Source organism: Pseudomonas sp. FW305-3-2-15-E-TSA4 (genome assembly GCF_058787295.1).
In genome coordinates this window covers 195,360-214,774 of the sequence record NZ_JBYSZP010000005.1, presented here as the reverse complement: position 1 = coordinate 214,774, position 19,415 = coordinate 195,360, and the positions used below count along the sequence as shown (strand labels likewise).

The following is a 19,415-nucleotide window of genomic DNA, read 5'->3' as shown; positions in this document are numbered from 1 at the left end:
GTGCTATCGCCATCGCGAGCAGGCTCACTCCTACAGTTGGAATGCGTTCTCCTGTAGGAGTGAGCCTGCTCGCGATTGGGCCGGAACTACCCATAGAGAATTCTGGCATCCCCGACTCACAGCCTTATAATGCCCGCCTTTGTACATCAGCAGGCTGTCCCACCTTGGCAAACATAGATAACCCGGTCGCCGAAATGGCACCCGAAGGCTTTTACCGTGTGGCACTGGGCGTCGAGTACAAAGGCTCGCGCTACAGCGGCTGGCAGCGTCAGTTGACCGGCGTGGCCACGGTGCAGGAAGAGCTCGAAAAAGCCTTGTCGAAAGTCGCCAATTCGCCGATTTCGCTGCAGTGCGCCGGGCGTACCGATGCCGGGGTGCATGCTTGCGGACAAGTGGTTCATTTCGACACGCCAGTCGATCGTTCGCTGAAAGCCTGGGTGATGGGCGCCAATATCAATCTGCCCCACGACATCAGTGTCAGCTGGGCGCGGGTGATGCCGGCGCATTTCCATGCGCGGTTCAAAGCCATCGCCCGGCGTTATCGCTATGTGATCTACAACGATCAGATTCGTCCGGCGCATCTCAACGAAGAGATCACCTGGAACCACCGCCCACTCGACGTTGAGCGCATGGCGCAAGCTGCGCAATATCTGATTGGCACCCACGATTTCAGTGCGTTCCGCGCCGGCCAGTGTCAGGCCAAGTCGCCGATCAAGAAAATGCATCATCTGCGCGTGACCCGTCACGGCAAGATGATTGTGCTCGATATCCGCGCCAACGCCTTTTTGCACCACATGGTGCGCAACATTGCCGGTGTGTTGATGACCATCGGTGCCGGCGAGCGGCCGGTCGAGTGGATGAAGGAAGTGCTGGAAAGCCGCGAGCGCCGTTCCGGTGGTGTGACCGCGCACCCGTACGGGTTGTATCTGGTGCAGGTCGAGTATCACGATGAATTTCCGTTGCCCGAGCGTTTTATCGGGCCACATTTCCTTACGGGTTTCTCGGAACTTGACGGCTGACGCCCTCGAGCGCTTTTGTTACCATCCGGGACTTTCCCGAATTTGACGCGGAGTTTTTCTCGATATGTCAGCCGTTCGCAGCAAGATCTGCGGGATTGCCCGCATAGAAGATGCGTTGGCAGCGGTCGAGGCCGGGGCGGACGCGATCGGGTTCGTGTTCTACGCCAAGAGCCCGCGTGCAGTGAGCGTGCAGCAGGCAAGGGCGATCATCCAGGCCTTGCCACCGTTCGTGACGACGGTGGGCCTGTTCGTCAATGCCAGCCGCTGCGAGTTGGGGGAAATCCTCGATGCCGTGCCGCTGGATCTGTTGCAGTTCCATGGCGACGAAACCGCTGAACAGTGCGAAGGCTGGCATCGTCCGTACATCAAGGCATTGCGGGTCAAGGCCGGCGACGACATCGCGGCTGCCGTCGATGCCTATCCGAGTGCCAGTGGCGTGCTGCTCGACACTTACGTCGAAGGCGTGCCGGGCGGAACCGGCGAGGCGTTCGACTGGTCATTGATTCCGCAAGCGTTGAGCAAGCCGCTGATCCTGGCCGGTGGCCTCACCCCGGAAAACGTCGCCGACGCTGTGGCCCGGGTCAAACCGTACGCGGTCGATGTCAGCGGCGGGGTAGAAGCGAGCAAGGGCATCAAGGATCATGCGAAGATCCGCGCGTTCATCAATGCCGTACGTAGAAGCTCGCAGGGAGCGTCTACTTCGATGTGACGGCTGGCGAACTGCCGCCGTCCATCAATGCACTTGCACAAAGCAGGCGAGGCTGAGGGTTTCTGGAGTTGCACGCAGGTCATGTTCCGCGCTGACCGCGGCGTTCCATCAATCATCGCCACACACATGAATTTAGCTGAAGGGCATACGCGGGGCTGCGAACCAGAGCGTTCGGGCCGCCGGTACTGGAGAAAGAAAGCATGAGCAACTGGTTGGTAGACAAACTGATCCCTTCGATCATGCGTTCGGAGGTCAAGAAGAGCTCGGTGCCTGAAGGTCTGTGGCACAAATGCCCGTCCTGCGAGGCTGTGCTGTATCGCCCTGAGCTGGAAAAGACCCTGGACGTTTGCCCCAAGTGCAACCACCACATGCGCATCGGCGCACGGGCGCGCATCGACATCTTCCTGGATGCCGAAGGCCGCAACGAGCTGGGTGCAGATCTGGAGCCGGTTGACCGTCTGAAATTCCGCGACGGCAAGAAGTACAAGGACCGTCTGGTCGCTGCGCAGAAGCAGACCGGCGAAAAAGACGCGCTGATCTCCGTCAGCGGCACCCTGCTGGGTATGCCGGTGGTGGTTTCGGCGTTCGAATTCAGCTTCATGGGCGGCTCCATGGGCGCCATCGTCGGTGAGCGTTTCGTGCGCGCCGCCAACTACGCCCTGGAAAACCGTTGCCCAATGATCTGCTTCGCCGCCTCCGGTGGTGCGCGCATGCAGGAAGCGCTGATCTCGCTGATGCAGATGGCCAAGACGTCGGCCGTGCTGGCGCGTCTGCGTGAAGAAGGCATTCCGTTCATCTCGGTGCTGACCGATCCGGTCTACGGCGGCGTTTCCGCCAGTCTGGCAATGCTCGGCGACGTGATCGTCGGTGAGCCAAAGGCACTGATCGGCTTCGCCGGTCCGCGCGTGATCGAGCAGACCGTGCGTGAAAAACTGCCGGAAGGCTTCCAGCGCAGCGAGTTCCTGCTGGAGCATGGCGCGATCGATCTGATCATCGATCGTCGTGAACTGCGTCCACGCCTGGGCAATCTGCTGGCGCAACTGACCGGCCAGCCGACTCCGACCTACGTCGCCGCTCCTGTCGAGCCAATCGTCGTTCCACCGGTGCCTGCCAACGTATGACCGAGCGTACCCTTGGCGAGTGGCTCGCCTACCTTGAGCAGTTGCATCCATCGGCCATCGACATGGGGCTGGAGCGTTCGCAACAGGTAGCGTCCCGCATGGGACTGGGCCAGCCGGCGCCTCGGGTGATTACGGTCACCGGCACCAACGGCAAGGGTTCGACCTGCGCTTTCGTGGCTTCATTGCTGCGGGCGCAGGGCCTGAGCGTGGGTGTCTACAATTCTCCGCACCTGCTGCGTTACAACGAGCGGGTGCAGCTCAATGGCGTCGAAGCCACTGATGCTCAGCTGTGCGAAGCCTTCGCTGCGGTGGAGGCCGGGCGTGGCGACACTTCCCTGACTTACTTCGAAATGGGCACCCTGGCGGCGTTCTGGCTGTTTCAACAGGCAAAACTTGACGCTGTGGTGCTGGAAGTCGGGCTGGGCGGGCGTCTGGACACGGTCAATGTGGTGGACGCCGATATCGCGCTGGTCACCAGCATTGGCGTCGATCATGCCGAATACCTGGGCAATACCCGCGAATCCGTGGCCTTCGAGAAGGCCGGGATTTTCCGTCAGGGCAAACCAGCCTTGTGCGGCGACCTGAATCCTCCGCAACCGCTGCTCGACAAGGTCCGTGAACTCGCGTGCCCGTTCTCGCTGCGCGGACGCGACTTCGATCTGGGGATCACCGATCACAACTGGCAATGGCGCGGCACTGACGCGCAGGGTCAGGTGGTCGAATTGCATGATTTGCCGCTGCTCGATCTGCCGATGGAAAACGCCGCGCTGGCGTTGCAGGCGTATCTGCTGCTCGGCTTGCCGTGGAATCCGTCGCAAATTGTTGCTGCCTTGCAGGCCGCTCGCGTGGTCGGCCGGCTGGATCGCCGCTCGTTCGAATTCGATGGCAAGCGCCTGAACCTGCTGCTGGACGTGGGGCATAACCCGCACGCGGCGGAGTATCTGGCACGGCGCCTGGCCAGTCGGCCGCCGGTAGGCAAGCGCCTGGCGGTGTTCGGCTTGCTGGCCGACAAGGATCTGGATGGTGTTGTCGGCGAATTGAATGCTAGTGTCCAGCATTGGGCGGTCGCGCCGCTGGATTCGCCGCGTTCGCGTCCGGTCAGTGAATTGCACGCCGGATTGCAGAACCTTGGCGCGTCCGTCACGTCCTATGACAGTGTCGCGGCTGCGCTGGAAGGGCAGTGCGAGATCGCAACCAGCGACGACGAGATTCTGTTGTTCGGATCATTTTATTGTGTCGCCGAGGCCCTTGAATGGCTGGCCCGGCGCTCCACGGAGGAAGCGGCAAATGGCTTTGCTGGATAAAGCGTACAAGCAGCGCATGGTTGGCGCCCTGGTGCTGGTGGCACTGGCGGTGATTTTCCTGCCGATGCTGTTTTCCCGCCAGGACGAGCAACGTCAAGTGACGGTCGAGGCGCCTGCCGCGCCGCAAGCCCCTTCGATGCCGCAGGTGCAAATGGAGTCGGTGGCCGTGCCTGAGCCGCAAGCTTTGCCACAAGAACCGGTGCCAGCGGATGAAGAAGTCGCAGAAGACACTGCGCCTGCTGCTCCAGTCGCGGCGGCCTCGGCCCCAACCCCGGCCCCAACGGCGCCCATAGCAATCGCCAAACCGACTGCGCCGCCTGCGGTGGCCAAGCCGATTCCGGCGCCTGCTCAGCCAATTGCTGCTGCGTCGAAGCCTGACACCACGCAAAGTCGCGTCGATGCCAATGGCCTGTCGGTCAGCTGGTCGGTGCAACTGGCCAGTCTGTCGAGTCGCGCGAGCGCCGAAAGCCTGCAGAAAACCCTGCGCAGCCAAGGCTATAACGCTTATATCCGTTCCGCCGACGGCAAGAACCGGGTGTTCGTGGGTCCGCTGATCGAGCGTGCCGAGGCCGATCGTCTGCGTGATCTGTTGAGTCGCCAGCAGAACCTAAAGGGGTTTGTCGTGCGCTTCCAGCCCGAGCGCGGCTAGGATCTATCGATTCGATTGAAATGCACTGAAAATCGCAGCTTACCGACAGCGGTGCGCTCTGCTAAAATGCGCCGCCTTATCCGTCTGTAGGCTGCACTGTGCCATTTACCCTGGTTGACTGGGCGATCGTTGCAATCATCGCCATCTCCGCTTTGATCAGTTTGAGCCGCGGCTTCGTCAAGGAAGCATTATCGCTGGTGACCTGGATCATCGCAGGAGCGGTTGCCTGGATGTTCGGTGGCTCACTGTCCGAGTACCTCGCCGGATACATCGAAACCCCATCGGCTCGCGTGATCGCGGGCTGTGCCATCATGTTTGTCGCCACGCTGATCGTGGGCGCAATGATCAATTATCTTATCGGCGAGTTGGTGCGCGTGACCGGGTTGTCCGGCACCGATCGATTCCTGGGCATGGCCTTCGGCGCGGCGCGTGGCGTGTTGCTGGTGGTCGTGGCAGTCGGGCTTTTGAGCCTGGGGCCGGTACAGCAGGACGGGTGGTGGAAAGAATCACAGCTCGTGCCAAAGTTTCTATTGGTCGCCGACTGGTCCAAAAACCTGATTCTCGGGTGGAGCAGTCAGTGGCTTGCCAGCGGAATCAGCGTACCCGCTGATATTCCGTTCAAGGAGCAACTCTTGCCGTCGGCCAAAACGCCTCAGTGAGTGTTGTTCAGTTCAGATCCATTAAGTAGGGGTTGCGTCGCATGTGTGGCATCGTCGGTATCGTCGGTAAGTCGAACGTCAATCAGGCGCTGTATGACGCGCTAACCGTGCTCCAGCACCGCGGCCAGGACGCTGCCGGTATCGTGACCAGCCATGATGGCCGGTTGTTCTTGCGCAAGGACAATGGTCTGGTGCGTGACGTGTTTCAGCAGCGTCACATGCAGCGCCTGGTCGGCCACATGGGTATCGGCCACGTCCGTTACCCGACTGCCGGCAGCTCGACCTCGGCCGAAGCGCAACCGTTTTACGTCAACTCGCCTTACGGCATCACCCTGGCGCACAACGGCAACCTGACCAACGTTGAACAGTTGGCCAAGGAAATCTACGAATCCGACCTGCGTCACGTCAACACCAGTTCCGACTCGGAAGTGCTGCTTAACGTGTTCGCCCACGAGCTGGCCCAGCGCGGCAAGCTGCAACCGACTGAAGAAGACGTGTTTGCCGCCGTGACCGACGTGCACAACCGTTGCGTCGGCGGTTACGCGGTGGTGGCGATGATCACCGGTTACGGCATCGTCGGTTTCCGTGACCCGCACGGCATCCGTCCGATCGTGTTCGGCCAGCGTCACACCGACGAAGGCGTCGAGTACATGATCGCTTCCGAAAGCGTTTCTCTGGACGTGCTCGGTTTCACCCTGATCCGCGATCTGGCCCCGGGCGAAGCGGTCTATATCACTGAAGATGGCAAGCTGCACACCCGTCAGTGCGCGACCAACCCGTCCCTGACCCCCTGCATCTTCGAACACGTTTACCTGGCGCGTCCGGATTCGATCATCGACGGCGTGTCGGTGTACAAGGCGCGTCTGCGCATGGGCGAGAAACTCGCCGAGAAGATCCTGCGCGAGCGTCCGGAGCACGACATCGACGTGGTCATCCCGATTCCGGACACCAGCCGCACCGCCGCGCTGGAGCTGGCGAACCACCTGGGCGTGAAATTCCGCGAAGGCTTTGTCAAGAACCGTTACATCGGCCGGACCTTCATCATGCCGGGCCAGGCTGCCCGCAAGAAGTCGGTTCGCCAGAAGCTCAACGCGATCGAGCTGGAATTCCGCGGCAAGAACGTGATGCTGGTCGACGACTCGATCGTACGCGGCACCACCTGCAAGCAGATCATCCAGATGGCCCGCGAAGCCGGCGCGAAAAACGTCTACTTCTGCTCGGCGGCCCCGGCCGTACGCTTCCCGAACGTTTACGGCATCGACATGCCGAGCGCTCACGAACTGATCGCACACAATCGTTCGACTCAGGATGTGGCGGATCTGATCGGTGCAGACTGGCTGATCTATCAGGATCTGCCTGACTTGATCGAAGCAGTCGGTGGCGGCAAGATCAAGATCGAAAACTTCGATTGCGCGGTGTTCGACGGCAAGTACGTCACCGGCGACGTCGACGAGGCTTACCTGGACAAGATCGAGCAGGCACGCAACGATGCCTCCAAGGTCAAGACCCAGGCGGTCAGTGCGATCATCGATCTGTACAACAACTGAGTTTCTACCGGCCCTGAGGGGCCGGTTTTGTATCTGACTTTTAATTTTCAAGAACAGGGCAAGGAGTGACAGCATGAGTCAGGAATGGGATGCCGGTCGGCTGGACAGCGACCTCGAAGGCGTAGCGTTCGATACCCTGGCCGTACGTGCCGGTCAGCACCGTACGCCGGAAGGCGAACACGGTGATCCGATGTTCTTCACTTCCAGCTACGTGTTCCGCACCGCTGCCGACGCGGCCGCGCGGTTTGCCGGGGAAGTGCCGGGCAACGTTTACTCGCGCTACACCAACCCGACCGTGCGCGCGTTCGAAGAGCGTATCGCTGCGCTGGAAGGCGCTGAGCAAGCGGTCGCCACCGCCACGGGCATGGCCGCGATCATGGCGGTGGTGATGAGCCTGTGCAGTGCCGGCGATCACGTCCTGGTGTCGCGCAGCGTGTTCGGTTCGACCATCAGCCTGTTCGAGAAATACTTCAAGCGTTTCGGTGTGCAAGTTGACTACGTGCCGCTGGCCGATCTCTCGGCTTGGGATGCGGCGATCAAGCCGAACACCAAGCTGCTGTTCGTCGAGTCGCCGTCCAATCCGTTGGCCGAGCTGGTGGATATCACCGCACTGGCGGAAATCGCTCACGCCAAAGGCGCGATGCTGGTGGTCGACAACTGCTTCTGCACGCCAGCCTTGCAGCAGCCGCTGAAACTCGGCGCGGACATCGTCGTGCACTCGGCGACCAAGTTCATCGACGGTCAGGGCCGTTGCATGGGCGGTGTGGTGGCTGGTCGCAGCGAGCAGATGAAAGAAGTTGTCGGTTTCCTGCGCACCGCCGGGCCGACACTGAGTCCGTTCAACGCGTGGATCTTCCTCAAGGGCCTGGAAACCCTGAATCTGCGGATGAAGGCGCACTGCGCCAACGCCCAGCAACTGGCCGAATGGCTGGAGCAGCAGGACGGTATCGAGAAGGTTCATTACGCCGGTCTCAAGAGCCATCCGCAGCATGAACTGGCCCAGCGTCAGCAGAAGGGCTTCGGCGCGGTGGTGAGTTTCGAGGTCAAGGGCGGCAAAGAGGGCGCGTGGCGCTTTATCGATGCCACCCGGTTGATCTCGATCACCGCCAACCTTGGTGACAGCAAAACCACCATCACTCATCCGAGCACCACCTCCCATGGCCGTCTGGCGCCACAGGAGCGTGAAGCAGCAGGGATTCGTGACAGCCTGATCCGCATCGCGGTCGGTCTGGAAGACGTGGCGGACCTGCAGGCTGATCTGTCGCGCGGTCTGGCGGCGTTGTGATCGAGTTGTCTACTCCGAAGGCGGGCACCCATGGCCGCGTGGCGCTGGTTACCGGTGCTGCGCGCGGCATCGGTTTGGGTATCGCGGCCTGGTTGATCAGCGAAGGCTGGCAAGTGGTGTTGACTGATCTCGATCGTGTGCGCGGTTCGAAAGTGGCGAAGGTGCTGGGCGAGAATGCCTGGTTCATCGCCATGGACGTGGCGGATGAAAGTCAGGTCGCGCTCGGCGTTGCCGAAGTGCTGGGCCAATTCGGTCGTCTCGATGCATTGGTATGCAACGCGGCAGTCGCCGACCCGCACAACATCACCCTGGAAAGTCTCGATCTGGCGTACTGGAATCGGGTGCTGGCGGTGAATCTCAGCGGGCCGATGCTGCTGGCCAAGCACTGTGCGCCGTATCTGCGCGCGCACAACGGCTCGATCGTCAATCTGGCCTCGACCCGTGCGCGGCAGTCGGAGGCTGATTCCGAGGCGTATGCGGCGAGCAAGGGCGGGTTGTTGGCGCTGACCCACGCGCTGGCGATCAGCCTCGGGCCGGAAATTCGCGTCAATGCGGTCAGTCCTGGCTGGATTGATGCCCGGGATCCTTCTGCGCGGCGAGCCGAGCCTTTGGCCGATGCCGATCATGCTCAGCATCCGGCGGGCAGGGTAGGGACGGTCGAGGATGTGGCGGCGATGGTCGCGTGGCTGTTGTCGCGCAATGCCGGGTTTGTCACTGGGCAGGAATTCGTCGTGGATGGCGGCATGACCAAGAAGATGATTTACACGGACTAAGAAGCGAAGCCGCAAACCTGTGGGAGTGAGCCTGCTCGCGATAGCGGTTTCAGGGTTGTTGCTTTCTTCAGGGAATGAAGCAATTTCGTCTTTTTCAGAAAAACTTCAATCCTGCTATTGACTTAGGTTCGCTACCTGCGTAAATTTCGCGGCCTCGGAGATGCAAACGGGTGATTAGCTCAGCTGGGAGAGCGTCTGCCTTACAAGCAGAATGTCGGCGGTTCGATCCCGTCATCACCCACCACTCCCCGAGAAACTTGCGAAAGCAAGAGGTAGGCTGAAAGTGCCTCCACCGACGCGCAGCGGTAGTTCAGTCGGTTAGAATACCGGCCTGTCACGCCGGGGGTCGCGGGTTCGAGTCCCGTCCGCTGCGCCATATTTTACGAGTCAGACATTGTCTGGTTCGCGATTGCAAAGCACCGAAGCTTTCAGTCAAAACGAGTTACTTGAGCGCAAGCTCAAAGCGATACGCAGCGGTAGTTCAGTCGGTTAGAATACCGGCCTGTCACGCCGGGGGTCGCGGGTTCGAGTCCCGTCCGCTGCGCCATATCTGTTTCAAGGACCACTGAACGCCTTGAAACACCGAAAGCAACCGTTGGTTGTTTCGGAATCGATAGCAAAGACCCTGGTCGAAAGGCCGGGGTTTTTTGTGTCTGAAATTTGGCTTTCCTCTCTTCCTCCCTCCTCAATCCAGCGCAAATCCCTGTGGGAGCGAGCCTGCTCGCGAAAGCGGTGTGCCAGCTAATAATGTGCTGGCTGACAGTACGCCTTCGCGAGCAAGCCCGCTCCCACAGGGGGTTGTCGAATTGCCCGGCGATCTGCTGCGGTGCCACGTCGCATTGATTTTTTGATTCTTTAGTCAAATTTTTGTAACTGGTTGTTTGCCGGACGCTCAGAAACCTTTAAAGTTAACCTTTCGGTCAGCTTTGCACTGTCAACACGCCCTTTGTTTCGCCAAGAAGGGCTTCTGCAAGACTCGAGATTCCCAGTAGATAACCAGAAGGGCGGACACATAACCGCCCAGAGGATGATCCATGTCCAACCGTGATGTATCCCGGCGCTCGTTCCTCCAGGGCGGGCTGGTGGCGGGTGTGAGCGTCACGCTCACGCCGCTCAGCAGTCAGGCGCTGGCTGCCTTGATGGAAAACAGCGTCACCGTGCCGTCCGAGAAGTGGCTCGGCAACAACGGCAAGGCACGCCAACGTAACGACGCCCTGTCCAAGGTCTGCGGCGGCAAAGTATTTGCCCGCGACATTCGTTCCAAGGACATGCCGGGCTGGCCTGAACAGCAAGGCCACGCCATGCTGCTGAAAACCATCAAGGCCGACCGAATCTACGAAGGCTACGACCTGTCGTGGCTGGGCGCCGACTTGCAACCTGACCGTATCGTCACCGCTGCCGATCTGGACAAGGACGGCATCGTCTTCCCCGAAGAACACGCGCCAGACCCTTTGCTGCCGGAAGGCAAAGTGCCGATGTTCATCGGCCACCCGGTGGCGATCCTGATCTGGAACGATTTCGAGCGTTTCCGCCAGGCCAAGAACAAACTCAAATTCAATGACAAGGCGATTCGTTACGGTGCACAAGTGCCGTACTACGAAGGCGACCCTTATGGCAGCTTCCGCTACGTGCGCGTGGGCGGTGCGACCTCGGCCGACGAAGACGAATTCGCCAGCCTGAAAGACTCGATTCTGTTCCCGATGCTGAAAAACCGGCGTCCGGTGTGGAATTCCCAGCCGAACCTGCACGGCAACCTGACCGAGCGCGGCCTGTTCTACGCCGACCGCATGAAAAAAGAGATCGATACGCCGCCGGACAACTGGCTGGTGTTCGACGAGCGCTACAAGACCCCGTCGATCGAACCGGCCGCCATGGAGCCGGACAACGGCAACGGCTGGTACGACCCGAAAACCAAGACCCTGCACTTCGTGGTCGCCACTCAGTGCCCGCTGGAAGCGGCGACCGAGACCGCGAAAATGATCGCGCCATCGCGCTTCGGCCTGGCAAACCTGAACATGCACCCGGGTTACACCGTGGGCTACGGTTCCAAAGACCACAACATCTTCGTCTACTACGCGGCCCTCGCTGCGCTGTATGGCGCCGGTGTGCCAATCCGTTTGGCCAACGACCGCTACGAGCAGTTCCAGAGCGGCATCAAGCGCCACCCGTTCGACATCCGCTACCAGCTCGCAGTGGACAAGAATGACTACAGCTTCAAGATTTTCCGTGCCGAGATGAGCGTCGACGGTGGCGGTCGCATCAACTACAGCCCGTCGGTGGCGGCAGTCGGTGCCACGGCAGCGCAGTCGATCTACTACATGCCGCAGAACGATCTGCAGGTCACCGCTTATCACTCGCGTGGTGTTGAAGCGGGTTCGATGCGCGGTTACGGCACCCTGCAAAGCATGGCCTCGACCGAAATGATGGTCGACGAAATCGCCAACCGCCTCGGCGTTGACGCGATTGATCTGCGTCGCAAGAACGCCTTGCGTTCGGGCATGAAAAACACCCAGGGCGCGATTCCGGCCGGTGCCCTGCGCCTGCACGAGATTCTCGACAAGGCCTCGGTGCACGAAGTCTGGAAAAGCCGCGACGCGATCAAGAAACAGCGCGAAGCTGCCGACCCGGACAACTGGTACGGCGTGGGTTTCGCCATTTGCCAGAAAGATTTCGGCACCGGTTCCGAAGCGCCGATGGCCAGCATCGAATTCACCGCTGAAGGTCGCATCACCCTGCGCCACATCGGTATCGAAATCGGCACCGGCATGTCCACTTCGCAGGCGCTGGTCGTTGCTGATTTCCTTGGCAGCCCGGCGCACGACGTGAAGACCGGCGAAACCGAATGGAAGGAAATGCAGCTGATCACCAGCGGCAACCCTTACATCATGAGCCAGGCCGAACAGGACAACCTGCTGCGCAACCCGCGCTGGGTTGGCAAGCTGGCCTCGGCGTCGTCCGCGACCAACTCGGCCTACTACTTCAGTCACGCCACCCGTGAAGCGGCGCGCGTGCTGTTCAACAACGGTTTGTGGCCGGCGGCCATGGAAATCTGGCGTCAGGGCCCTTACGGCGGTCAAGCCAACCCTTACGTGGTGCGTCGTGAAGATGCGCATTGGGTCGATGGCAAGCTCACTGCCAATGGCATGCAGCCATTGAGCTTCGAAGAGCTGGCCAAACGCGCTCACGAACGTGGTCTGGTCACCGGCGCCACCGTGCACGCGTTCAACCGCTGGAGCTGGGCCGAGGCCGAATACAGCATCGACGGCGTGCGCGAGCGTCTGCCGCTCGACGGTCTCGCAGTGAAGTACGGTGATGGCGCGCCGAAGGCGAAGAAAGCGTTGATGATCACGGCGGGTTTCCACCTGCTGGATCGCCAGAACATCAACTATCCGGTGGTCCAGTTGAACAACGCGGCGGTGACTTACTACAGCCCGGTGGCCACGTTGGTCGAGCTGAAGGTCAATAAAGGCTCGGCGGAAGTCGAGGTGCTCAACCACCATTCGTGGGTCGAGTGCGGTCGGGTGCTGGTCGAAGAACTGGTCAAGGGCCAGCTCGAAGGCGGGATTGCCATGGGCATCGGTCACGCGCTGATGGAAGAGATGCCGCTGTACGAAGGCGGACCGGGGGAGGGTGACTGGAACTTCAACCGTTATCGCCTGCCGATGGCCCGCCACGTGGCGGTGTGGAAGCAGACCGCGGAGATTCTGCCGCCGCTGTCGCCTAGCGATCCGTCCAAAGGCATCGCCGAAGTGGTGATGATCCCGGTGGTCGGTGCCATCGGTAACGCCGTGGCGCATGCCATCGGTAAACGTGTTCGCGATCTGCCAATCACTGCTGCGCGCATCAAGGAGGCCCTCAATGGCTAACCGTCCGCTTCAACTGACCCTCAATGGTCAATCCGTCGGCCCGGTGGACATCCCTGATGACCTGCCGATGATCGACTACCTGCACGAATACAAGAATCTCACTGGTTCGCGCCTGGGCTGCGGCCAGGGTATCTGCCACGCCTGCGTGGTGATCGTCGACAACCCGGACGGCACCAGTGAAGAAGTGCGCACCTGCATCACCGGCGCGCATTACTTCGAAGGCAAGAAAGTCCGCACCATCGAAAGTCACGCCAAGCGTGATGAGAGTGGCCAGGTCACTGAGCTGAACCCGATCCAGCAGCGTTTCGTCGACGAATTCGCCTTCCAGTGCAGCTACTGCGCGCCGGGGTTCGTCAACGCCGCGACGGTGCTGGTGGAGAAGCTGCAGCGCCAGCCGATCGTCAAAAGCCAACTGGAAAAAGTCATCGAGGACAGCCTCGGCCACCACATCTGCCGTTGCACCGGGTACGTGCGTTACTACAACGCCACGCGCAACGTGCTGACCGATCTCGGCCTGGTCAAGGAGGGTTGAGCATGAAGCATCTATTGACCCGCCTGACCCTGGCGGTCGGGCTGGCTGCGCCGGTGTTGTTTGCTCACGCTGATGATCAGGTCAAGCGCGGCGGATATCTTGCTCGCGCTGCCGATTGCATGGCGTGCCACACCGCGCCGGGCGGCGCGCCATTTGCCGGCGGGCTGTCGATCGTTTCGCCGTTCGGCACTATCTACGGCACCAACATCACCCCGAGCAAAGAGCACGGCATCGGCCTGTACAGCGATGACGAATTCTTCGCTGCACTGACCGAAGGCAAGCGTCGCGACGGGGCGAATCTGTATCCGGCGATGCCGTACACCTCGTATCACCTGATGCCTCGGGAAGACTCGGATGCAATCCACGCGTACTTGAAAACCATCGAGCCGATCGAGCGCGCCGCGCCGGTCACCAGTTTGAGCTTTCCGTTCAGCGTGCGTCCGGGCCTGATCGGCTGGAACATGCTGTACGGCAAGGCCTTGAAGCTCGAGTCTGGCGAAGGCAAAAGCGCAGCCTGGAAGCGCGGCCAGTACATGGTCGAGGTGCTCGGTCACTGCGGCGAATGCCACACGCCACGCGGCCTGCCGGGTGCGATGCAATTGGAAAAGCGCCTGACCGGCGGCATCCTCAACGGGTATCTGGCACCGAGCCTGCTCGCCACCGATCTCGCGGCGCGCGGCTGGAATCAGCAGGACCTGAGCGCGTTCCTCAAGCACGGCATGAGCGCCCAAGGCACGATGTTCAACGAGATGTTCCCGGTGTTCCACAACAGCACTCAGGGTCTGAACGATCAGGATCTGGCGGCGATGGCGACGTTCCTGCTTGGCGACAAGCCGCCAGCGGCGAAAGAGCTGACTGAAGTGTCGCTGGACAAACTCAGCCCGAGTGCGCAACGCGGCCGTCAGGAATATTTGAACGTCTGCGCCGGTTGTCATGCCGCCGGTGGTGAAGGCAAACCGCACATCGCCGTGGCCATGCGTGGCAATACCACGCTGCGCCTGGAAGATCCGCGCAACCTGGTGCGGGTGATCGAGGACGGTATCGGTGAACAGAAATTCGCCGGGTTCGAACACATGCAACCGATGCCGGGTTTCGCCGACAAGCTCAAGCCTGAGCAACTGACCGATCTGCTGAACTACCTGCGTCAAGGCTGGGGCGGTCAATCGGCAGAGTTGGCAGTGAGCGACGTGCAGAAGCTGCAGGCTGACGCTCCGGCCGTCGAGCACAAGGCGCACTGACATGCAGCATCTCGATCTACAGGTTGTGCGGCGGGCACTGGAGTGGTCGGTGGCGGGGCAGCGCATTTGGCTCTCCACCGTGCTGACCACTTACGGCTCGGCGCCGCGTGCGCCGGGTTCGTTGCTGGCGGTGAACGATAGCGGCCAGTGGATCGGCTCGCTGTCCGGTGGCTGTGTCGAGGAAGACTTTCTCGAGCGCGTCGCTGAAGGCGCGTTTCTCGATGCGGTCAATGTCGTGCGTTACGGCGAAGGCGATGATCCGCGCTCGCGGGTCAGCTTGCCCTGTGGCGGCATTCTCGACGTACTGGTAGAGAAGTTTGACGCCGACTGCGAGGTGCAGGCGCATCTGCGTGAGCTTGAATCGGCGCTGCTCGGCCAGCGCCGTTTGATTCGCGAGGTCGATCTGGCCAGCGGTGCGCGCAGTCTGTTCACTGATCGCGAGCAGGGTGCGCGCATCGAGCGCGAGATTGATCGGGTGCGGATTCGCGTCGGTGCTGCTCAGCGTCTGTTGCTGGCGGGATACTCCAGCGTGGCGCAGGCCTGTGCCGAGTTCGCGGTGGGTCTGGGTTTCGAAGTGATTCTCTGCGATCCGCGCGATGAAGTGCTCGAAGGCGTGGTGCTGAATGGTGTGGAGATTCGTCGGCAACTGCCGTCAGTGTTCATCGCCGATGGTGGTTGTCATCGCGATACCGCGGTGGTGGCGCTGACCCATGATCCGCGCATCGACGATCTGGCGATGATGGAAGCGGTGCGCACCGAGGCGTTTTACATCGGCGTCATGGGTTCGCAGCAGACTTCGCAGAAACGCTTCGAGCGCCTGCGCAGGATTGGTGGGCTGGGGGAGGTCGAGTTGGCGCGGATTCATGCGCCGATCGGGCTTAACCTCGGCAGCAAGACACCGGCGGAGATCGCTTTGGCGGTGCTGGCGGATATCTTGCGGATTCGTAGCGGAATTGCCCGAGACCAGCTCTGATCTGGATTCTGCAAATTTGTGGCGAGGGAGCTTGCTCCCGCTGGACTGCGCAGCAGGCCTTCTTTTTAGATAAAAGAGAGTCCGCTGCGCGACCCGGCGGGAGCAAGCTCCCTCGCCACAGTTTCTTGTCAGTCAAGAAAACTGATCAGAACCCCAGCTTGTCACGCAACCCGTAATACCACGCACCCAATGCCGCAAAGGGCGTGCGCAGCAACTGCCCGCCCGGGAAGGGATAGTGCGGCAGATCGGCAAACGCATCAAAACGCTCGGCCTGACCGCGCAACGCCTCGGCCAGTACCTTGCCGGCCAGATGCGTGTAAGTCACGCCGTGGCCGCTGCAGCCTTGCGAATAGTAGATGTTATCGCCCAAGCGCCCAACCTGCGGCAGGCGCGACAGGGTCAGCAGGAAGTTGCCCGTCCACGCGTAGTCGATCTTCACGTCCTTCAGTTGCGGGAACGCCATGAGCATTTTCGGGCGGATGATCGCTTCGATGTTCGCCGGATCCCGCGCACCGTAAACCACGCCGCCGCCGAAGATCAGACGCTTGTCGCCGGTCAGTCGGTAGTAGTCGAGCAGATAGTTGCAGTCTTCGACGCAGTAATCCTGTGGCAGAAGAGATTTCGCCAGCTCATCGCCCAGCGGTTCGGTGGTGATTACCTGGGTGCCGCACGGCATCGATTTCGCCGCCAGTTCCGGTACCAGATTGCCGAGATAGGCGTTGCCGGCAACGATGATGAACTTGGCCCTGACCTTGCCTTGCGGCGTGTGCACCACCGGGTTGGCACCACGCTCGATGCGCACGGCTGGCGATTGCTCATAGATGGTGCCGCCGAGGGACTCGACCGCAGCAGCTTCACCGAGCGCCAGGTTCAGCGGATGAATGTGGCCGCCGCTCATGTCGAGCATGCCGCCGACGTATTGATCGCACGCCACCACTTCGCGAATGCGGCGCTGATCGAGCAGTTCCAGTTGCGTGTGGCCAAAGCGCTCCCACAGGCGCTTCTGCGATTCCAGGTGTCCCATCTGCTTGGCGGAGAGCGCGGCGAACACGCCGCCGTCCTTCAGGTCGCACTGGATGTCGTACTTGGCCACGCGCTCCCGAATGATCCGGCCGCCTTCGAAGGCCATCTGCCCGAGCAGTTGCGCCTGCTTTGGGCCAACCGTGCGCTCGATGACGTCGATGTCACGGCTATAGCTGTTGACGATCTGCCCGCCATTACGCCCCGACGCACCGAAGCCGACCTTGGCAGCTTCCAGGACTGTCACGCGAAAACCGTTCTCCAACAGAAACAACGCCGACGACAGCCCGGTATACCCGGCGCCGATCACACAGACATCCGTCTCCACATCATCCTGCAAGGCCGGACGTGGCGGTACGGCATTGGCCGACGCAGCGTAATAAGACTCTGGGTAAGGGGTGTTCGCCATCCTGCAGCCTCTGTTTAATATATTTTACGAGTGCGTCGATCCTACCCGAGTTGAAAAACCTCCGCCAGCCACCGGAAAAATCTTATCTGCCGGCCCGAAATTAAATATTTTGCATATTCATAGGGTTAGGTGAAAAAAAGGTGTTGACACCCCTCCGGAATTCCGTAGAATGCCGCCTCACAGCAGGCACGTAGCTCAGTTGGTTAGAGCACCACCTTGACATGGTGGGGGTCGTTGGTTCGAGTCCAATCGCGCCTACCAAACAAAATCCGCTCTGCTGGGCGGTCTAGAAGGGCTCACCGAAAGGTGGGCCCTTTTTTGTTGTCTGCGATTTGCAAAACTTTTGCAAAGCTTTTTCAAAACCCCCACCTCAGCGCACCTTCCAACACTGCATCTCTTCCGTTACCCAAGCGCTTAGCGTGTTTCGAAATAACACGATCTGTTGATATGGCGTTCTGTTCTTTTTTTGGATCCGTCGAAAAAGTGTGGATATTGAACGGGTTACCGGTATTTTTAACCGACCGGTTATCAAAAAAATGTTGTTGCTGATCGTGAAGTTCAGTAACATCTGCCCCGCGTTCACCACCACGGTTTATGCATTTTTAAATCCCAAGCTTCCATCAGCTGCTTGGGATTTTTTTTGCCTGCGATTTGGTGAATTGCGCTTTTTGTCTCCCGGCTTCCAGTGCGAAGCTTTCCAACCCCACGATCGTGTGCGGGCGAAACCGGTTTTTTTCGACTACTACTGACTGGCGTTTTCCAGGGCTTTCTCAAAGGAGTTCGTCGATGCTGGTTCACTGGTTTCTCGCCGCGATTCATCTCTTGGCTTTTGCACTGGGCTTCTGGGCCGTGTTGACCCGTGGCACGGCGTTCAGTCGTCTGGCCGCTGGCGTCGGTGAGGCCAGGCGGGTTTTGCTCGCTGATAATCTGTGGGGGATTGCTGCGCTGGTGCTACTGGTGACCGGTGGCATGCGCGCCTTCGGTGGCTTTGAAAAGGGCACTGACTATTATCTGCACCAGCCGCTGTTTCATTTGAAGATGACGTTGTTCGTGCTGATTCTGCTGACAGAGCTGGCGCCGATGATCACGCTGGTCAAATGGCGGATCGCATTGGCGCGGGGCAAGGCGCTCGATACCGGACGTGCAAAGCTGTTCGCACGGATCAGCCATGTCGAGGCGCTGCTGTTGGTACTGATGATGATTGCAGCTACCGGCATGGCGCGCGGCGTGACGTTCGGCTAGCAGGGAGCAATTCCCTGTGTCCTCTCGGAAATGTCTGACAGCCAGGCTTGGCAGTCGCAGGTAGTATCGCGCTGCTGGAGAAAGGAAGGGAAGCGAATGAAGCGGAGAAGGGATGTGTCAGGCGCCGTGCCAAGTGGACTGGGGAGCGGATGGCAGTACGGCGCGTGAATCTTTAGCCAGTCATTACGCAGAGGCAAACGGACTGGCTACTGACTGCAATGCGGCTCAGGGAGTTTGTGGCTTGTCCGGGGCGGTCAGGCCAGCCTGAATGCGCTGATAGATCTCTTCACGGTGCACGGCAACGTTTTTCGGGGCGTTGATGCCGATACGGACTTGCTGACCGCTTACGCCGAGGATGGTGATCGTAATGTCATCACCAATATTTATGCTTTCACCGACTTTGCGGGTGAGTATCAGCATGGTCTTCTCCTTGATTGCTTTGTAGGGCACCTGATTCAGACAGTGCAGAGGTCGGTGGTACGTATAGATTAGTGCGAAGTCTCACGGTTTGGGTGCCTCTTTCTGACGCGCAGATGCGGCATTAATTCCCAGGGCGTAACTATACAGAGGCTGCAATCATCAATCTCGTTGTTTTGTGCCCATTTTGCGGGCCTCGCGAAGTATTTATGAATGTTAAGATCGCCGCTTTGTGATTTTCGAGGAAAGCGTTGTGCGCAAATTGGTCTGGATGGTCGCGGCACTGGCATTGGCGGGATGTGGTGAAGGCAAGAGTGTAGACGTGCAGAAGCCGAAAACGGCCGTCGCGGCCGCACCTGCGGCAGCGTCCGCCCCGCAATGGGACCTCGAAGTACGCGGCGAAACGCCTCAGGCTGTCAGTGACCTGAGTGGCTGGTTGATCGAGCATGCGTTCGTGCCGACCGTGATCAAGGACAGCAGCGGCAAGACGCGGATCCTGATTGGCCCGTTCAACTCCCAGGCCGACGCGCAAGCGCGCAAGGTAGAGGTGGATGCGGCATTGGTGAAGGCCAAGAAGCAGAACGTCGAGTCGGTGCTCGTCGAGCATCCGCTCGCGCCGTAAGCAGCACTTTCAGCGGAGCGGCCTAAAGGA

General features: G+C 60.3%; 18 protein-coding genes and 4 tRNA genes. 20 read left to right on the top strand and 2 right to left on the bottom strand.

Translation table 11 applies throughout. From position 1 onward, the window contains the following. The first annotated feature begins 194 nt into the window (after positions 1-194). The 16 genes from truA to AC3WMV_RS08845 all read left to right on the top strand — a co-directional run bounded on the left by truA (position 195) and on the right by AC3WMV_RS08845 (position 15,675). Complete coding sequence (truA, locus tag AC3WMV_RS08920; RefSeq protein WP_027611533.1) at positions 195-1,019, top strand: tRNA pseudouridine(38-40) synthase TruA; 825 nt, start codon at positions 195-197, stop codon at positions 1,017-1,019. 64 nt (positions 1,020-1,083) lie between these two features. Continuing rightward, positions 1,084-1,728 (top strand): phosphoribosylanthranilate isomerase, encoded by a 645-nt coding sequence (locus AC3WMV_RS08915; protein WP_027611534.1) that lies wholly within the window; start codon positions 1,084-1,086, stop codon positions 1,726-1,728. 200 nt (positions 1,729-1,928) lie between these two features. Then, on the top strand, positions 1,929-2,849 hold the full coding sequence (gene accD, locus AC3WMV_RS08910; RefSeq protein WP_027611535.1) for an acetyl-CoA carboxylase, carboxyltransferase subunit beta: 921 nt from the start codon (positions 1,929-1,931) through the stop codon (positions 2,847-2,849). Continuing rightward, positions 2,846-4,153: a bifunctional tetrahydrofolate synthase/dihydrofolate synthase gene (folC, locus tag AC3WMV_RS08905; RefSeq protein ID WP_103367617.1), complete on the top strand. Its 1,308-nt coding sequence runs from the start codon at positions 2,846-2,848 to the stop codon at positions 4,151-4,153. The genes accD and folC overlap by 4 nt, the downstream gene beginning before the upstream one ends. Further along, a complete protein-coding gene (locus AC3WMV_RS08900) occupies positions 4,137-4,802 on the top strand; it encodes an SPOR domain-containing protein (protein WP_097088670.1) in 666 nt (221 codons plus the stop codon). The genes folC and AC3WMV_RS08900 overlap by 17 nt, the downstream gene beginning before the upstream one ends. A gap of 98 nt (positions 4,803-4,900) precedes the next feature. Then, positions 4,901-5,461 (top strand): CvpA family protein, encoded by a 561-nt coding sequence (locus tag AC3WMV_RS08895; RefSeq protein WP_007961197.1) that lies wholly within the window; start codon positions 4,901-4,903, stop codon positions 5,459-5,461. A gap of 41 nt (positions 5,462-5,502) precedes the next feature. Further along, a complete protein-coding gene (gene purF / locus AC3WMV_RS08890; RefSeq protein WP_003226416.1) occupies positions 5,503-7,008 on the top strand; it encodes an amidophosphoribosyltransferase in 1,506 nt (501 codons plus the stop codon). A gap of 73 nt (positions 7,009-7,081) precedes the next feature. Then, positions 7,082-8,293, top strand: coding sequence for an O-succinylhomoserine sulfhydrylase (locus AC3WMV_RS08885; RefSeq protein WP_027611539.1), 1,212 nt, complete (start codon positions 7,082-7,084; stop codon positions 8,291-8,293). Next, positions 8,290-9,066: an SDR family oxidoreductase gene (locus AC3WMV_RS08880; protein WP_027611540.1), complete on the top strand. Its 777-nt coding sequence runs from the start codon at positions 8,290-8,292 to the stop codon at positions 9,064-9,066. Before AC3WMV_RS08885 ends, AC3WMV_RS08880 begins: the two co-directional genes overlap by 4 nt. 168 nt (positions 9,067-9,234) lie before the next feature. Beyond that, positions 9,235-9,310 (top strand) — tRNA-Val (locus tag AC3WMV_RS08875). Between the two features lie 55 nt (positions 9,311-9,365). Further along, positions 9,366-9,442: transfer RNA gene (locus AC3WMV_RS08870), tRNA-Asp, on the top strand. Positions 9,443-9,536: 94 nt separating this feature from the next. Further along, positions 9,537-9,613 (top strand) — tRNA-Asp (locus tag AC3WMV_RS08865). Between the two features lie 487 nt (positions 9,614-10,100). Beyond that, positions 10,101-12,932, top strand: a complete 2,832-nt coding sequence (locus AC3WMV_RS08860; RefSeq protein WP_103367618.1) for a xanthine dehydrogenase family protein molybdopterin-binding subunit — start codon at positions 10,101-10,103, stop codon at positions 12,930-12,932. Further along, positions 12,925-13,464: a (2Fe-2S)-binding protein gene (locus AC3WMV_RS08855; RefSeq protein WP_003226408.1), complete on the top strand. Its 540-nt coding sequence runs from the start codon at positions 12,925-12,927 to the stop codon at positions 13,462-13,464. The genes AC3WMV_RS08860 and AC3WMV_RS08855 overlap by 8 nt, the downstream gene beginning before the upstream one ends. A gap of 2 nt (positions 13,465-13,466) precedes the next feature. Continuing rightward, a complete protein-coding gene (locus tag AC3WMV_RS08850) occupies positions 13,467-14,702 on the top strand; it encodes a c-type cytochrome (RefSeq protein ID WP_103367619.1) in 1,236 nt (411 codons plus the stop codon). A gap of 1 nt (position 14,703) precedes the next feature. Continuing rightward, positions 14,704-15,675 carry an XdhC family protein gene (locus AC3WMV_RS08845; protein ID WP_103367620.1) on the top strand — a complete coding sequence of 324 codons (972 nt, stop codon included), beginning with the start codon at positions 14,704-14,706 and terminating at the stop codon, positions 15,673-15,675. A 145-nt stretch (positions 15,676-15,820) separates the two neighbouring features. Here the strand turns inward: AC3WMV_RS08845 and AC3WMV_RS08840 are convergent, their stop codons facing one another. Next, positions 15,821-17,104: an NAD(P)/FAD-dependent oxidoreductase gene (locus AC3WMV_RS08840; protein WP_103367621.1), complete on the bottom strand. Its 1,284-nt coding sequence runs from the start codon at positions 17,102-17,104 to the stop codon at positions 15,821-15,823. 184 nt (positions 17,105-17,288) lie between these two features. Between AC3WMV_RS08840 and AC3WMV_RS08835 the strand changes: the two genes are divergently transcribed. The 3 genes from AC3WMV_RS08835 to AC3WMV_RS08825 all read left to right on the top strand — a co-directional run bounded on the left by AC3WMV_RS08835 (position 17,289) and on the right by AC3WMV_RS08825 (position 18,346). Continuing rightward, a tRNA-Val gene (locus AC3WMV_RS08835) sits at positions 17,289-17,365 on the top strand. Between the two features lie 224 nt (positions 17,366-17,589). Then, complete coding sequence (locus AC3WMV_RS08830) at positions 17,590-17,853, top strand: hypothetical protein (RefSeq protein WP_146038490.1); 264 nt, start codon at positions 17,590-17,592, stop codon at positions 17,851-17,853. Positions 17,854-17,890: 37 nt separating this feature from the next. Beyond that, positions 17,891-18,346: a DUF2214 family protein gene (locus tag AC3WMV_RS08825; RefSeq protein ID WP_097088679.1), complete on the top strand. Its 456-nt coding sequence runs from the start codon at positions 17,891-17,893 to the stop codon at positions 18,344-18,346. Positions 18,347-18,571: 225 nt separating this feature from the next. Here AC3WMV_RS08825 and csrA read toward each other — a convergent pair whose 3' ends face one another. Further along, positions 18,572-18,766: a carbon storage regulator CsrA gene (csrA, locus tag AC3WMV_RS08820; protein WP_003179932.1), complete on the bottom strand. Its 195-nt coding sequence runs from the start codon at positions 18,764-18,766 to the stop codon at positions 18,572-18,574. 250 nt (positions 18,767-19,016) lie between these two features. Between csrA and AC3WMV_RS08815 the strand changes: the two genes are divergently transcribed. Continuing rightward, complete coding sequence (locus AC3WMV_RS08815; RefSeq protein ID WP_027611545.1) at positions 19,017-19,385, top strand: hypothetical protein; 369 nt, start codon at positions 19,017-19,019, stop codon at positions 19,383-19,385. The last annotated feature ends 30 nt before the right edge of the window (positions 19,386-19,415 follow it).

Excerpts from the sequence above, each read along its gene's own strand:
- truA (WP_027611533.1), top strand. The coding sequence starts at position 195 with ATGGCACCCGAAGGCTTTTACCGTGTGGCACTGGGCGTCGAGTACAAA.
- AC3WMV_RS08915 (WP_027611534.1), top strand. The coding sequence starts at position 1,084 with ATGTCAGCCGTTCGCAGCAAGATCTGCGGGATTGCCCGCATAGAAGAT.
- accD (WP_027611535.1), top strand. The coding sequence starts at position 1,929 with ATGAGCAACTGGTTGGTAGACAAACTGATCCCTTCGATCATGCGTTCG.
- folC (WP_103367617.1), top strand. The coding sequence starts at position 2,846 with ATGACCGAGCGTACCCTTGGCGAGTGGCTCGCCTACCTTGAGCAGTTG.
- AC3WMV_RS08900 (WP_097088670.1), top strand. The coding sequence starts at position 4,137 with ATGGCTTTGCTGGATAAAGCGTACAAGCAGCGCATGGTTGGCGCCCTG.
- purF (WP_003226416.1), top strand. The coding sequence starts at position 5,503 with ATGTGTGGCATCGTCGGTATCGTCGGTAAGTCGAACGTCAATCAGGCG.
- AC3WMV_RS08885 (WP_027611539.1), top strand. The coding sequence starts at position 7,082 with ATGAGTCAGGAATGGGATGCCGGTCGGCTGGACAGCGACCTCGAAGGC.
- AC3WMV_RS08860 (WP_103367618.1), top strand. The coding sequence starts at position 10,101 with ATGTCCAACCGTGATGTATCCCGGCGCTCGTTCCTCCAGGGCGGGCTG.
- AC3WMV_RS08855 (WP_003226408.1), top strand. The coding sequence starts at position 12,925 with ATGGCTAACCGTCCGCTTCAACTGACCCTCAATGGTCAATCCGTCGGC.
- AC3WMV_RS08850 (WP_103367619.1), top strand. The coding sequence starts at position 13,467 with ATGAAGCATCTATTGACCCGCCTGACCCTGGCGGTCGGGCTGGCTGCG.
- AC3WMV_RS08845 (WP_103367620.1), top strand. The coding sequence starts at position 14,704 with ATGCAGCATCTCGATCTACAGGTTGTGCGGCGGGCACTGGAGTGGTCG.
- AC3WMV_RS08840 (WP_103367621.1), bottom strand. The coding sequence starts at position 17,104 with ATGGCGAACACCCCTTACCCAGAGTCTTATTACGCTGCGTCGGCCAAT.
- AC3WMV_RS08825 (WP_097088679.1), top strand. The coding sequence starts at position 17,891 with ATGCTGGTTCACTGGTTTCTCGCCGCGATTCATCTCTTGGCTTTTGCA.
- csrA (WP_003179932.1), bottom strand. The coding sequence starts at position 18,766 with ATGCTGATACTCACCCGCAAAGTCGGTGAAAGCATAAATATTGGTGAT.